The following is a 14,880-nucleotide window of genomic DNA, read 5'->3' on the forward strand; positions in this document are numbered from 1 at the left end:
ATGGCGTAAGCCTTAAGAGAACAGTCCCCGATTCCTCCATTACGACCCTGCAATTTCTCGCAGCGCCGCGATTAAGGCATCCATTTCCTCATCCGTACCGATGCTGACGCGCAAATATTCATTGATTCGCGGCTGGTCGAAGTAGCGAACGAGCACCCCTCTGTCGCGCAGCTGCTGGAAAATCCCTTTTGCCGCAATGGACGGATGCGAGATAAACACGAAGTTCGCTTTCGACTCCGTTGCTTTGAAGCCTAGGCTAATGACTTGCTCCGTGACACGTTCGCGAGTTGCGATTACCTTCGCGGTTGTTTCCCGGAAGTAAGCCTCATCCTCGAAGGAAGCGACCGCTCCAGCCAGAGCTAGACGGTCCAGCGTATAGGAGTTAAATGAATTCTTAATCCGATTGAGCCCCTCGATCAGCTCCTCGCTGCCGAATGCAAATCCGACGCGCAAACCGGCCAAGGAACGCGATTTCGAGAGCGTCTGCACGACAAGCAGATTCGGATATTCACTTATGAGCTGCACCGCGGATTCCCCGCCGAAATCAATATAAGCCTCGTCAATAACGACCGCTTGATTCGGATTATTTTCGAGCAGAGCGCGAATTTCGTCAAGCGGGAGCAACTGCGCCGTCGGCGCATTCGGATTCGGAATAATGACGCCTCCATTATCGGAATGGAACCGGTCTACCTGCACGTTGAACTGCTCGTCCAGCGGTATGAGCTCCGTTTGGAGACCGTAAAGCTTCGCGTACACTTTGTAGAAGCTGTATGTAATGTCCGGGAACAGCAGCTTCTTGGCCGGGTCGAAGAAGGCTGCGAAAGCGAACGCCAATATTTCGTCCGAACCGTTGCCTGCGAACACCTGCTGCGCAGGCAAACCGTAATAAGCGGCCGCAGCTTGTATAAGTCCCTCGCAGGTAGGATCGGGATAAAGGCGCAAATCGGCGTTTGCAGCGGCTTTAATTGCGTCAATAACCTTCGGGGAAGGCGGATAAGGATTTTCGTTCGTATTCAGCTTGATATACGTTTTATCCTTCGGCTGCTCGCCAGGCACATAGGGCACCAGCGATGCAGTCAGCGGACTCCAAAACTTACTCAATATTCATCTTCCTTTCCTTTTCACCATTGCACGAATTGCATCTATTTTAACACAAAAGGAACGGTATAGGTTTTAAAGCTGCGTTCGCTTCATACGCGCCTCCCCGCGATGATCAAATCCCGTTCCACGCCGTCAAGCACCGCTACCTTCGGCAAATGTCCCCACTGCTCGAAGCCAAATTTGCGGAGCAGCGCCAAGCTAGGCTCGTTATGCCCGAATACAAACCCGAGCAGCGTATTCAGCTTAAGACGGGGGCACTCCCCGATCGCTTTCTCGAGCAGCACGGAGCCGAGTCCGCGAGAGCGATATTTCTCCGCTATATAAATGCTGATTTCCGCGGTCGCGTTATAAGCCGGACGGCCGTAAAACGATTGAAAGCTAAACCAAGCCGCAATCTCGTCTTCCGTTCGAAGCACCCATAATGGACGAAAATCCGGTGAATGGCCGTCGAACCACGCTCGTTTGCTCTCCGTTGTCGCAGGCTCCAGGTCCGCCGTAACCATCCGGCTCGCGATGGTTGAGTTGTATATGTCGACGATATGATTCAGGTCGCTAAGCTGTGCGTCGATGATATCATAAGGCTGCTTATTGTGCATATTTGTCACCTCTTGCTTTTCTGTGCCTTGAACGTATAATTGCCTTCGATTGTTTCATTGACCTGATTTATCGCTTCGAAGAAAGCTGCATATAGGGCTCCTTCTGCTTTGCTCCACTATCCCCTTAGCTCAGTTTTCTTTAGGATCGTTCCTGAGCCGATGGGATAGTGGAGCAAAGAATAGCAAAAGCAGCTTTTCATTCTGGATAATACATGAGGAAACCGATAATCATATAGCAGCTTACTTTTTTTCGGCCACGTACTTCATGTAGTCATCAGGTGTGTTTAAGTTCGTAAACATGGAGGACAAGCCGTCGTCCAAAGCTTCGACTTCGACCGTATGCAGCCGACGAAGCAAGCCCATTACACGATAATCCTGTTCCTCGAGCGACATTTGAATGACCGGCGCTGTCCGGCTATGATATAGCGCGTGAAAGGGCTGCCCCTCATAGTGAATGACATCGGCTCCGCTCTCGATATGCGTCGTAAGCTGCTCAAACAGCGCCCCAGACAGCTGTGGCATATCGCAGGCAATGACGAAAACATAGCCATTGCGAGCAGCGGATAATCCCGCGTGCAAGCCCGAAAGCGGTCCGCAGCCGGGATATCGGTCGGCAACGAAGCTTATTTGCTCCGCCAAGTTGCCCAATGCCTCACGATACAAAACTTCACGCTCTCGCGATCCGACTGAAATGATGACGGAATCGGTCAGCTCAGAGAGCTGCGAAGCAAGCCGGTATAGAAGTGCTGTCCCGCCCACTGGCAGCAACGCTTTGTCTGACCCCATCCGCGAGCTTTGGCCGCCAGCCAAAATCAAACCATGAACATTATGCTGCACCGTAATCCCGCCTCCTCTTATATAGAAAGAAAGCCTGCCGAGTGTATGAAGCCCGGCAGGCAGCTGATTAAGCTTTGGAAGGGTCGAATGAGCTCTTCAGCGATACGATCCGGTTGAATGCCAGCTTCTCGGCCGTCGTGTCCTTCGGATCGACATTGAAGTATCCGTGACGGAAAAATTGGAACTTATCTCCGCCCGCGGCATCCTTCATGTTAGGCTCGACAAAACCTTGCAGCACCTCCAGCGAGTTCGGATTGATGCACTCAAGGAACGGCTTGCCTTCCTCTTCCGCCTCACTCGTGATCAGCGGCTCGAACAACCGAAAATCCGCGGCAACCGCTTGCGATGCCTCGACCCAATGAATCGTGCCTTTTACTTTGCGCTCGTTAAAGCCCGAGCCGCTCTTCGTCTTCGGATCATAGGTACAATGCAGCTCAACCACGTTTCCGTCCGCATCCTTGATGACCTCATGGCAAGTGATAAAATAAGCATGCTTGAGGCGAACCTCATTTCCCGGGAATAGGCGGAAGTATTTGCTCGGAGGATTCTCCATGAAATCGTCCTGTTCGATGTAAAGCTCGCGTGAAAACGGAATTTGACGGGTACCCATCGCTTCGTTCTCGGCGTTATTCTCGGCATCCAGCAGCTCCGTTTGACCCTCCGGATAATTCGTAATGACAACTTTCAGCGGACGAATGACCGCCATCGTGCGCAGCGCCTTCAGCTTCAAATCTTCCCTTATAAAATGCTCCAGGTTCCGCTCATCCACGAGGCTGTTGCTCTTCGAAACGCCGATCTCGCGGCAGAACGCGCGCATCGCCTCAGGCGTATAGCCTTTGCGGCGGAGTCCGCTGATCGTCGGCATGCGCGGATCGTCCCAGCCGTCTACGACAGCTTCGTCTACCAATTGCTTCAGCTTGCGTTTGCTCATGACCGTATTCGTTACATTCAGACGAGCGAATTCGTACTGACGAGGCGTCGCTTCCATCTCGCATTCCGCAATCGTCCAGTCGTATAGAGGACGATGATCCTCGAATTCCAGCGTGCAAATCGAATGCGTGACGCCTTCGATCGCATCGCTCAGCGGATGCGCGTAATCATACATCGGATAGATGCACCAAGCGTCTCCCGTGCGGTGATGATGCGTATGTGCGATACGGTATAAGACAGGGTCGCGCAGCGTAATGTTCGGCGAAGCCATATCGATCTTCGCGCGAAGCACGCGCTCGCCGTCCTTGAACTCGCCCGCGCGCATGCGTGCGAACAGATCCAGGTTTTCCTCCACACTGCGGCTGCGGTGAGGACTTTCCTTGCCCGGCTCGGTCAGAGTGCCGCGATATTCGCGCATTTGCTCGGCATTCAGATCGCAGACATAGGCTTTGCCTTTCTTAATCAGCAAGACGGCACGGTTATAGAGCTCTTCGAAGTAATCCGACGCAAAACGAAGCTCGTCCCACTCGAAGCCGAGCCAGCGGACATCCTCTTGAATGGATTCCACGTACTCCGTATCTTCTTTCAGCGGATTCGTATCGTCAAACCGAAGGTTCGTTCTGCCCTTGAACTCATCGGCGAGCTCAAAGTTCAAACAGATCGACTTCGCGTGACCAATATGCAAATAGCCGTTCGGCTCCGGCGGAAAGCGAGTGACAACCTCCTGCACATGGCCGCTCTTCAAATCTTCGACAACGATGTTTTTAATAAAATTCGAGGATGAGGACTTATTTTCTACTGCGTTCTCCATCTGCGACCACCCTTTCCCACGGAAAATAGTTATCCTCTTATAATACACAAAATCCCATGAAAATATAATACTAACTATCGGAAACACAGCAGCCCGCTAGTGGTTGCTGTTTAGGATCATCCTGTCTATACCATTGCTCCTCTATTCGAACGCTTTAACCATATCGCCCAGCGACTTGACGGCTTCAATCTCATCTTCGCCCTCTGCGCTGATACGCAGGAGGGCGCCTTTTGGAGCCCCCAGCTGCAGCAGACTGATAATGCTTTTGCCTAAAGCCTGACGTTCGCCGAACTGAATCTTGATCTCCGCGCTGAACTGCTGCGCGGCAAGAGCCAGCAGCTTGGCGGGCCGGGCATGGAGACCGGACTGACATTCTATGATAACCTCACAAATGAACATACCGATCCCTCCTGCCATTACCTTTGTTACTGTAAATATATACGAACGATCCGGACGGCCTCTTCTTCTGACTCGCTTTGCACCAGCGCTTTCACCATGTCCTTATTCTCGATCATAAATGCGACGCGGGACATAAGCTCACCCTGCTGATCGGCACTTACCACCGAGATAAGCAAATAAGCCTTTTGCCCATTATCGAAATCCACTCCTTCCGGATATTGAACGATAACGATGCCTGTACGAACGATGGCATTCTCCGGGACATCCACTCCATGGGGAATGGCTACTCCATTGCCGATTAAGGTCGACAGCATCTTCTCCCGTTCGATCATCGAAGCAATATAAGCATGCTTAACCAGGCCCAAGCCGACCATCAATTCCCCAACCTGTCTCACAGCCTGCCATTTATCCTCAGCTTGCGCTCCAATCAGAACATGCTTCTCCGTGAACAGTTCCCCGCTTCCGCCGCTCTCCGGCTGAGGCGCATGGCCTCTTCTCAGCGCCATCCCTTGCAATTGGAGAATAAGCTCATCATAGAAGCCGGCGTCCATGAAGGTATTGATCGATAAATGCTGCAGCCCCGGCGTCGCCTTTCTTGCTCGATCAGTCAGCTGCACCTGCGAAATGACCATATCGGAATCCTGCGGAATCTCATCGACCGAGCAGTTGCCAACCTCGACGGAAAGTCCCGCCTGCTTCAGTTTTTTGCGAAGTAAAGCGGCGCCCATCGCGCTGGACCCCATACCCGCATCGCAGGCAAAATATATTTTTCGAATCGTTTGCGATCGGGGCTGTTCAGACAATTGGATATCACCTTCAGGCGTATTTTTGAGAATGATGGCATCACTGACCGGCGCTGGTGCCTTCTGCTGTCTTCTTAAAATAAAATAGCAGCCAAAGAAGCTGATAACCGCAGATGACAGCACGCCGCTTAACACCGGTATTTGCATCCCCTTCGGCGCCATGATCATGAGTAAGATTATGCTTCCTGGAGAAGGCGTAGCGACGAGACTTGCTTGCAGCAGCTGGAACACCCAGTTGCCCGTCAGTCCTGCCGCAATCAATGGCATAATAAGCACCGGCTTCATCAGCGCATAAGGAAAGTACACCTCATGTATGCCGCCGATGCCTTGAATCAACAGAGAAGATCGGGCATTATCCTTCTCTTTGCCTTTCAATAACAAAAAGTAGGCAAGCAGGAGACCGAAACCGGGTCCCGGGTTGGATTCCAGCAGGAAAAATATCGAATGTCCGATTTCCTTCGTTTGATGGATGCCAAGCGGCTCAAGAATTCCATGATTTATAATGTTGTTTAAGAATAACACTTTTCCCGGCTCGATAGCTAAAGCCACCCAGGCCAAATAATTGGAAGCAAGCACGAGCTCAGCGCCAACTTGAATGATGTGCATCCCAATTACGAACCAATCCGCCACCACGAAAAAACAGGTTAACGCTAACAAAGCGCCGATTAAGCCTGCAGCAAAGTTATAGCATAACAATTCAAGGCCGACTGGAATGCGTTCTGCAAGCCACCGGTCCGTTCGCGCTATAATAAAGCCCGCTAAGGGACCGATGGCCATGGCCGGCATCAGCATACTATAATCTGAGGTATTTCCCGCGATCATCCCCATCATCACGAAAGAAGCGATGACGCCGCCGCGATGCCCGCCGATCATTCGCCCTCCCGTAAAGGCGAACAGAATCGGCAAATAATATTTCAGGGTCGGATCTAAAATTTGATCAATAGCAGGTACTGGAAACCAGCCGCGCTCGCTGAAGAGTACGCGTATCAAGCCCAGTACGATTAATCCCGCTATATTTTGAAACACGAGATTGCTCATAAATCGGCCGATACGATTGATCCGATTCATCGTTTCCCCCAGAAGAAGGAGCCCGTCTTGTTAATATAGCCCCTGCTGATGACCGATTTTAATTCCTTCTGAAGGGAAGGGAACTCCTGCCTTATTAGCTTATCAACGAAATCATCCTCGATCAGCATAGCGCTAATCTCCCCAATGGTCTCAATATGCTCTTTCGGGGCGGTTCGCGGAGCCAGCAGCAGCAGCACCGTTTGCACCAAAGAGTCATTGCCGGCACTGCTCCAAGGCACGGCCTTCATAAACCTCAGCACCCCTACCATCAGTACCGGCACGGCTTCGCTCCTGCAATGCAGCATAGACAGTCCGCTTGCTTCCAGCACAATACCGCCAAGCTCTTCCCTTTGAAGCAGATCGTGTACCAATTGGTCCTCATGAATGGCAGGCACCTTCAGCGCAGCCAAAGCCGCTGATTTCTTGATGACCGCAAGCTTCGATGAAGCCTCAAGCCGGTCGGCAAAAAACATATGGTTAGTCAGCTGTACAACGCCCTCGCCATAACGGTTCACGGTCATTACGGTGTCCTCGATTTCGATGTATTCTGTCTGAACCAAGCCGCTACTAAGCGGCAAACTATACAAATGCATGTTGATAAGATCAATATCCACCTGCTTCAAAAAGGAATTGACGACCACGACGCGGTGCTTCTCATGCTCGAACTGCACCGTCGATATGATTAAATCGATCGGACCCCCTCTCTGCAGCGCCGACTCCAATTGAAGCAAGGAAACCGTATCTATAATGTGAATATGCGGAAAATTCCGTTCGATTTGCGCGGCAAGGAGCTTCGAGGTTCCCATGCCGCTGCTGCACGCCAGCAGCACTTGAAAGCGCTGCGGCGTATTCGTTTTGGCACGCATAATAGCCGCGCCGAAATGCATGGCCAAATAGCCGGTTTCCTCTTCAGGCACTTCTGCCTGAAGCTCTTCCTGCAAGAAAAGCGACGCCTTGCGTGCAGCCCGGTAAATATCAGGATACGTCTCGCGGATATGGTCCAGCAGCGGATTGCGGATTTCCATGTGAAGACGGATTCGGTTAATCGCCGCTTCCAGATGAACAAGAAGCGCCTCGTTCAGGGAATGATCATTATCAAACGTTATCTTGAGCTCATTCTCCATTATGCGGACGAGACGATGGACATAAAATTCCCCGCTCGATTCGCGCTGCTTATCCTCTGATAGAAGCAGCCGTTTTCCTTTGGCACCGAGAAGATGCATCGTAATGTATCCCATTTCATCCTCAGGAATTGTAATATCCAGCTGAATGCTAAGCTCTTCCGCCATTTGCCGAGCCCATTTGAATTCACGGGTCGACTGCAGCTTATGCAGCGCTTCGGCATCCATCGCGATGCGCTCCCCGCTCTTAATCCGCTGCACGGCCAACGCGATATGCACGACAAAGCCGACATAAGCGCTGTCAGTCATTTCGTATCCTCGCTGAGCTTCACTGCGCTGCACGATATGTTCGATATCATTGACAATTGCGGGGTCGATAAAATGCAGCAGCTGATTGCGAATCGAAAGCTCCAGCTTGCTCTGGCCCCGAAACGAGTAGGAAGATAAAATATCCATCAGCTGTTCCTGAGAGACATGCTGGTACAAATGGTCGATAATCGCGCCGCGAATGCTTTTCTCATCGGCTTCGATACATACGCCTATGCCCGGCTTTCTCACCAATTGAATACGATGCTTCTCGAACCAAGGCTCCAGCTTGTCCAAATCGTTGCTGATCGTCGCTTCCGTCACTTTCAGCTTGCTGCTGAAATAATAGAGCTTCGTCCATTCCCGCTTGTAGAGCAGCATGGGAATAAGCAGATGCCTGCGCTCCTCCTGGGAGAAATTTTTTGAAGACGTACTGACGGACAGCAAATGCTGCAGCTGTTTTTTCGCCGTCTCGCTTCCTTCTATACTTAAACCGACACCGGTTTTTTTGACAAAAATCAGATCAAAAGGGACAAGCTGTTCGCTTATCCCTTCCAATTCCCTTTGAATGGTACGTATACTGAGCCCGATCTCTTCGGACATTACCTTTAAAGTGACCGGATATGCGGACTGCAGGAGGAGCGCCAAGATTTGCTTCTGCCTGGAATTGAATGCTGAGCTCGGCCCCGCCACGACGTACCACCGCCATTTCTTGAATTAGCTTTATTATAAATCCACAAATCATTATTGACTACTGTTTACATTAGATACCGGCCTGTCCTTCGCTTCTTACAGCTTAATTTGTACTTTCATCAAATCCGGAGCCTTCGGCTTCTCCAGAAATTCAATCGTTTCTTCAAGACTGATCGTCTTGGAGATTAATGGATTCAAGTTAATACGGCCTTCCTTGATCCAGTTAAAAGCAGGGATGAACGTATGATTGATAGCCATCGAGCCGAGCAGCGTCCAATCCTTGTTATACAGCTTGAACGGATTGATGCGAATACTCGCATGATCTGCCGTTACTCCGAATTGCAAATATTTGCCCGCCGGTCCGACAAAGTCCAGCGCTCTCTCGATCACGGCCGGAATGCCGGTCACGTCTACGACGGCGTCAAAGCCGTACGGATAGTTGTCCTTGCTAAGCTCGGCTTCCAAATTCCGGCTCAGCACGCCCTTGGTCGCGCCATACTGCAAGGCAAGGTCAAGCTTCTCCTGCGCGACATCAACGACTACGAGCTCGGATGCTCCCGCTCTTGCAATCGACTGAATCAGCTGCTGGCCCATCGCACCTGCGCCGAACAGCAGCACCCGGTTGCCCACTTGCAACTGCAAACGATTCATCCCGTGAACGACGCATGCCATCGGCTCGATAAACGCGCCTTCCTCGAACGACATCTTATCCGGGAGCTTCACAACATTGCCGGCAGGCACCGATACGAACTCCGCCATGCTTCCATTAACAGTATTGCCAAGCGCTCCCCAATTCTCGCACTGGTTGCCGCGGTGAGTCAGACAAAATTGACAGCTCCCGCAAAATAACGAAGGATCAGCGCTCACCCGATCGCCTGCTTGAAAGCCCGATACGTCTTCTCCCACCTCATAAATAACACCGGAAAATTCATGGCCTGGAATAATCGGATAAGGGGATATAAATTCGCCTTCAAAAATATGAAAGTCGGTTCCGCAGATGCCGACATTTTTCACTTGGATCGTAACCTCTCCGCGCTTCGGCGCAGGGTACGGTACTTCTTTAATAACGGCTTTACGCGGTCCTTCAATGACTAATGCTTTCACGGCTTTATCTCTCCATTCGGATATATCATGATTTTTGTGCTCGTTTCCTTTTGCGTTCTTGCTGTTTCTACAGCTTGTTCAATTTCATCGAGAGAGAAGGCGTGCGTAATCACTTTGGTCACGCCATTCTTTCGCCCGCTTAAGGCTTGAATAGCCATCGGATACGTGTTCGCGTAACGAAACACGCCATAGACATCAAGCTCCGCATCCACCAGTGCCGAAATATTAATCGGAATGGCATCTGCTGCGGGCAAGCCTACGAATACGATGCGGCCGCCTCGTTTGACAAGTCCGATGCTATCCGCTATTGCGCGTCCGCTGCCGGACGTCTCGATAATGATATCAATGCCCGCTCCGCCCGTAAGCTGATGGAGCTGTTCCTTCACCGGAAGGTCCGCTGCGGGATCAAGCACACCGTTAACCCCCATATCCACGGCCATGTCTCTGCGGCCGGCCAGCACATCGCTGCCGTATATTTCATTTACGCCATACAGCTTAGCAGCCTCAATCGCAAGCAAGCCAATCGGGCCAAGTCCGGTTACGAGAACGCGGTCGGAGGGCTTTGCTTTCCCCCGCGCCATAGCGTGAATGCCTACCGACAACGGCTCCAGCAAAGCACCTTCTTCAAAACTTAATGAATCCGGCAGCTTGAAGAGAAAGTCGCTGCGAACGGCAACGTATTCCGCCCAAGCGCCATCCACCGGGGGCGTCGCCATGAATACGACGTCCGGACACAGATTATAACGCCCCCCTTTGCAATATTCGCAGCGTCCGCAAGCAACGCCAGGCTCCACCGCAACTCTGTCTCCCGCCGCTACATTCGTCACATCGGTACCAACCTGTACGACCGTGCCTGCGAGCTCATGACCGAGAATGATGGGCTGTTTCACCTCGTATCGCCCAATCCGGCCGTGCTCATAATAGTGCACGTCGGAGCCGCAAATTCCGATGCAATGCACCTGGACTAATGCTTCGCCTTGCCGGGGCTGCGGGACCGGAACCTCTTTCACTGCAATCGTCAGCGGGCGGTCGAGTACGGCCGCTTTCATTGTTTTCTTATCCATACGACATCTCCCTTATCAAGGTAAAATCTCTTATGATGTTTTACATGAGTTATACTCAGCCTTTCACCGCACCCATCGTCAAACCGCGCACCAGCTGACGCTGCGTGAACCAGCCCAGCACAAGCGCCGGCAGGACAGCAAGCGTTGCAACAGAGGACATTTTCGCCCAGAACAATCCCTGCTGCGTCATGTACGACGACATAAAGACCGGCATGGTTGCAGCATTGGTCGACGTCAGGCTGACGCCGAAGAAAAACTCGTTCCATGCGAAGACGAAGCAAAGCAGAGCTGTAGAAATAATACCCGGCCGCACGAGCGGCAGCGTGATCTTAAAGAAGCCCTGCAGCCCTGTTGCTCCATCGACGCGTCCAGCCTCAATCGTTTCATAAGGAATGTCTTTGAAGAACGAGCGCATCATCCATACCACCAGAGGTACGTTCATCGCCGTATAAAGCAGGACTAAAGCGATGAGAGAATCAAGAAGCCCGAGCTCCTTGAGCACCAAATAGATGGGAATAATGACTCCTACAGCCGGAAGCATTTTCGTCGAAATAAACCAGAACAGCACGTCATCGGCTTTCTTCACCTTGAGCATCGCCAACGCGTAAGCGGCAGGCACGCCGAGTATCAAAGCAAGCACCGTAGAGGTCATTGACACGATAGCGGAATGGCCTATAAACGCACTGGCGCCGGCATCCCATACCAGCCTTAAGTTTTCCAACGTTGGCTCAAACAGGATTGAAGGAGGCACAATGATCGCTTCGCCCTCGGTCTTGAAGCCCGTTACGAGCAGCCAAAGCACAGGTGAAAAATAAAGAAAAGCAAGCGCATATGTCGCTATAGTAATCAGCAGCGGAAGTGTACGCTTCATGACAATTCACCTCCGAAGGTTTTGCGCATGATTTTGAAGAGTATCGTCATAAAGATCGTCATGATAATAACAATCAGCACGCCGAGCGCTGAAGCGCCGCCGACATCCCAGCTTTGGAAGCCCAGCCGGTAAAGGTAAAACGGAAGGTTCGTAGATGAATAGCCCGGTCCGCCGGAGGTCGTCACGTAAATCTCCCCAAAGGTTTGCATAATAAAAATGAGCCCAAGCAGCAAAGCCACCTCTATATATCTCAACAAGTGAGGAATGGTCACATTGAAAAATTGCTGGAAGCGGTTTGCTCCGTCAAGCATCGATGCCTCCATCAAGTCGGGGGATACCGACTGCAAGCCAGCGAGCAGAACCAGCATAAAGAACGGGATCCACTGCCACGCTACCACGATAATAATAGTTTCGAGCGGATATTTACCCAGCCAATCGATCGCAGGCAGTCCCAGCTTACCGGTAATATAAGCGCTAAAGCCGAAATTTGGATTAAGAATGACTGTTTTCCATACGATCCCTGACACCGCCGGCATAATAAAGAAAGGAGATACGAATAGCGTACGAATAATGCCTTTTCCGAAAAAATCGCGGTTGAGCAGCAGCGCCAGCCCCATGCCGGCCGCAAGACAAAGCAGCAGGCAAAAGACGGTAAGGAAAAACGTATTTTTCAACACTTCCCAGAAGGCGGGTTCGCTAAGGATTTGGCCGAAATTAGATAATCCCGCAAAGGTTACGCCAAGGTCCGGCCTCATCAGATTCCAATCATGAAGACTGAGGTAAATCGTATACAGAAAAGGCAATTGCGTTATAATGCCGACCATAATAATACCGGGCCAGAGCAGCCCTCTCGCTCCGGAGGAAGGTTCGAGCGCTCCACGCGCTAATTTCGAATCCGTTTTCATCGGTTTTTCTCCATTCGGTTTTATTTCTTATAGCCGCCATCTACAGCAACCTTCTGAGCCAATTCCTGACCCTTATTCATCGCTTCCTCAACCGTGATTTCTCCCGTAATAGCGCCGGCAATGAATTGACTGACTTCCGTACCGAGCTGCTGGAACTCCGGAATGTTCACGAACTGAATGCCTTGATAAGGAACCGGATTTACCGCAGGCTGTTTAAAATCAGCGGCAAGCATCGATTCAAGCACGATATCCGCAAAAGGAGCCGCTTCCTTGTACTTCGGATTCTCATAAGTCGATTGGCGCGTACCTGGCGGAGCTACAACCCAGCCCTCGGTCTCGCCGACCTTCTCGATGTACTCTTTGCTTGTTGCCCATGTAATAAATTTGAATGCTTCCTCTTTATTTTTACTTGCCGCTTCGATCGCAAGGTTCCACGACCACAACCAGCCCGTATTTTCCTTGACAGCCGTAGGCGCTTTGGCGTAACCGATTTTGCCTACTACTTGAGAGGAATTCGGATTGTTCAAGAAGCCTGCGGCTACTGTCGCGTCATACCACATTGCAGCCTTACCCGTGGACAACAGCGTCAAGGCCTCCGTAAATCCGGTCGCTGTCGCGCCAGGCTGACCAGCCTCGTTAATCAAATCCGCATAAAATTGAACGGCTTTCACCGTTTCCGGGCTGTTCAGCTGAGCATCCCAGTTCATGTCATACCAGGAACCGCCATAGGCGTTAATGACTGTATTGAGCGGCGCGAACATCTCGCCCCAGCCCGGCAGACCGCGAAGGATAATGCCCGGCACGTTGTTCGCTTCCTTCAGCTTCTTGGCAATATCGGCTACTTCCTCCCAGGTCGGGTTATCCGGCATCGTCACGCCAGCCTTCTCCAGCATTTCTTTGTTGTAATAGAGCATGCTGCTTTCGCCATAAAAAGGAAGAGCATATAATTCATTTTCATAAGAAACGCCATCGCGGATGGAAGGGAACATGTCATCCAAATCGTACGCCGCTTTGGCGTCTGCAGACATCGCATCGAAGAATGGCGCCAATGTCTCGATCCATCCGTTCTTCGCCCAGATCGAAGCGTCGAAGTTACCGATCGTTACGATATCATACTTGCCTCCGCCCGTACTCACATCAAGCGTGACTTGCTTGCGAAGGTCGTTCTCAGGCAGGACGGAAAATTTTACAGTGACGCCTGTTTCCTGCTCATAGTCTTTGGCCAGCTTTTGCATGACGACCATATCCGGGTTATTGACGGTTGCAATTGTCAATTCAACCTTCTTGCCCGAAGCTGCCGGCGCTGCAGCATTATCCGATGCTTTATTGCCGCTTGCGGCGTTGCTGCCGTCATTATTCGCCGGCGAACCGCAGGCGGTAAGCGCTATCATTAATGATAATAATAAAAGCTTCACCGGAGTAAAATATTTCTTCAGGTTCATTGCTTTACGACCTTGCAGCGAATCGGTCTGTCTCTTCACATTGATAACCTCCTGTTTATTTTCGGGAACCCCCAACCGTAGTTTTGCGCCTGGCATTTATGCCATTTGTTAATTTCAGATCCCGTTGAAGCCATTATAGGCAGCGTCAAATTCCAAAGTAAACATATACATCCAGAAGTTTGACACGATCCCATTCACGCCATTATTAAATAGTTGATGCTCCATCCTAATAAAAGCAAAAAAAGCCGAGGAGAATGAGGATCGGAATCCCGTTTCTCGTTCGGCTTTCTAGAAATCTCTGCTCGCTGGCACCTCAAGCAAGGAAACGGCGGACGTTAATGCTGCGAATGCAAGCAGTACGAAGAACCCCCCCCCAAACAGCCAGCCTAAATAACTTTGCATATTTCACACAAAACAAAAAAACCATATACTAGCGTCTTGATCATGCTTCTTTTCTATGTGAATCCCCTTACATCGTTTTGCGAAATTTTCATATTTTCACCTAACTATTTATAGATAATTTCAATTTTCTATAATTCACGAATGTAGATGAAAGTATTAATAATTAAAGGTTTATTATATTACGAACAACCATAATCCATCGAATTGCGGTCACATACTCTAATATAAAATGCATATAATCACCCTTCAATTTCAAGACTAATCAGGACGATGGACCCCAACTTAAAACCTACATATTACGCAGAAAAAAGGACAGAACGGAAAACCATTTCTATCCTTTTTCACCTATCCCCTTCAACAAAGTGCACAAGTCGACTCCCTCATTCGTCAACCTTCCCTATCAAACCATGTCTAGATCCGCCGTAAA

General features: G+C 50.7%; 12 protein-coding genes. All 12 read right to left on the reverse strand.

Translation table 11 applies throughout. The features are described 5' to 3' along the window. Positions 1–39: 39 nt before the first annotated feature. Positions 40–1,101, reverse strand: a complete 1,062-nt coding sequence (gene hisC / locus L1N85_RS08280; protein WP_235237051.1) for a histidinol-phosphate transaminase — start codon at positions 1,099–1,101, stop codon at positions 40–42. Positions 1,102–1,190: 89 nt separating this feature from the next. Beyond that, positions 1,191–1,697 (reverse strand): GNAT family N-acetyltransferase, encoded by a 507-nt coding sequence (locus L1N85_RS08285; protein ID WP_235237058.1) that lies wholly within the window; start codon positions 1,695–1,697, stop codon positions 1,191–1,193. Between the two features lie 240 nt (positions 1,698–1,937). Then, positions 1,938–2,534, reverse strand: a complete 597-nt coding sequence (mobA, locus tag L1N85_RS08290) for a molybdenum cofactor guanylyltransferase (protein ID WP_235237065.1) — start codon at positions 2,532–2,534, stop codon at positions 1,938–1,940. Positions 2,535–2,601: 67 nt separating this feature from the next. Further along, positions 2,602–4,275 (reverse strand): glutamine--tRNA ligase/YqeY domain fusion protein, encoded by a 1,674-nt coding sequence (locus L1N85_RS08295; protein WP_235237067.1) that lies wholly within the window; start codon positions 4,273–4,275, stop codon positions 2,602–2,604. 141 nt (positions 4,276–4,416) lie between these two features. Continuing rightward, positions 4,417–4,674 (reverse strand): HPr family phosphocarrier protein, encoded by a 258-nt coding sequence (locus L1N85_RS08300; RefSeq protein WP_235237069.1) that lies wholly within the window; start codon positions 4,672–4,674, stop codon positions 4,417–4,419. Between the two features lie 26 nt (positions 4,675–4,700). Next, complete coding sequence (locus L1N85_RS08305; protein WP_235237071.1) at positions 4,701–6,545, reverse strand: PTS sugar transporter subunit IIA; 1,845 nt, start codon at positions 6,543–6,545, stop codon at positions 4,701–4,703. Further along, positions 6,542–8,665 carry a BglG family transcription antiterminator gene (locus tag L1N85_RS08310; protein WP_235237073.1) on the reverse strand — a complete coding sequence of 708 codons (2,124 nt, stop codon included), beginning with the start codon at positions 8,663–8,665 and terminating at the stop codon, positions 6,542–6,544. Before L1N85_RS08310 ends, L1N85_RS08305 begins: the two co-directional genes overlap by 4 nt. 96 nt (positions 8,666–8,761) lie before the next feature. After that, entirely contained in the window at positions 8,762–9,769 is a 1,008-nt protein-coding gene (locus tag L1N85_RS08315) for a zinc-dependent alcohol dehydrogenase family protein (protein ID WP_235237075.1), read from the reverse strand. Beyond that, complete coding sequence (locus tag L1N85_RS08320; RefSeq protein WP_235237077.1) at positions 9,766–10,833, reverse strand: NAD(P)-dependent alcohol dehydrogenase; 1,068 nt, start codon at positions 10,831–10,833, stop codon at positions 9,766–9,768. Before L1N85_RS08320 ends, L1N85_RS08315 begins: the two co-directional genes overlap by 4 nt. 55 nt (positions 10,834–10,888) lie before the next feature. Continuing rightward, a complete protein-coding gene (locus L1N85_RS08325; protein WP_235237079.1) occupies positions 10,889–11,704 on the reverse strand; it encodes a carbohydrate ABC transporter permease in 816 nt (271 codons plus the stop codon). Further along, the gene (locus tag L1N85_RS08330) at positions 11,701–12,609 is read right to left on the reverse strand and encodes a carbohydrate ABC transporter permease (RefSeq protein WP_235237081.1); all 909 of its coding nucleotides are present in this window, start codon (positions 12,607–12,609) and stop codon (positions 11,701–11,703) included. The genes L1N85_RS08325 and L1N85_RS08330 overlap by 4 nt, the downstream gene beginning before the upstream one ends. Before the next feature lie 20 nt (positions 12,610–12,629). Further along, positions 12,630–14,090, reverse strand: coding sequence for an ABC transporter substrate-binding protein (locus L1N85_RS08335; protein ID WP_235237083.1), 1,461 nt, complete (start codon positions 14,088–14,090; stop codon positions 12,630–12,632). Positions 14,091–14,880: the final 790 nt, after the last annotated feature.

Origin of the sequence: Paenibacillus alkaliterrae, from assembly GCF_021532375.1 — a bacterium.
GTDB classification, from domain to species: domain Bacteria; phylum Bacillota; class Bacilli; order Paenibacillales; family Paenibacillaceae; genus Pristimantibacillus; species Pristimantibacillus alkaliterrae.

Bases quoted from the DNA above. Each gene is read 5' to 3' on its own strand.
- L1N85_RS08285 (WP_235237058.1), bottom strand. From the start codon at position 1,697: ATGCACAATAAGCAGCCTTATGATATCATCGACGCACAGCTTAGCGAC.
- L1N85_RS08295 (WP_235237067.1), bottom strand. From the start codon at position 4,275: ATGGAGAACGCAGTAGAAAATAAGTCCTCATCCTCGAATTTTATTAAA.
- L1N85_RS08300 (WP_235237069.1), bottom strand. From the start codon at position 4,674: ATGTTCATTTGTGAGGTTATCATAGAATGTCAGTCCGGTCTCCATGCC.
- L1N85_RS08305 (WP_235237071.1), bottom strand. From the start codon at position 6,545: ATGAATCGGATCAATCGTATCGGCCGATTTATGAGCAATCTCGTGTTT.
- L1N85_RS08320 (WP_235237077.1), bottom strand. From the start codon at position 10,833: ATGGATAAGAAAACAATGAAAGCGGCCGTACTCGACCGCCCGCTGACG.
- L1N85_RS08325 (WP_235237079.1), bottom strand. From the start codon at position 11,704: ATGAAGCGTACACTTCCGCTGCTGATTACTATAGCGACATATGCGCTT.
- L1N85_RS08330 (WP_235237081.1), bottom strand. From the start codon at position 12,609: ATGAAAACGGATTCGAAATTAGCGCGTGGAGCGCTCGAACCTTCCTCC.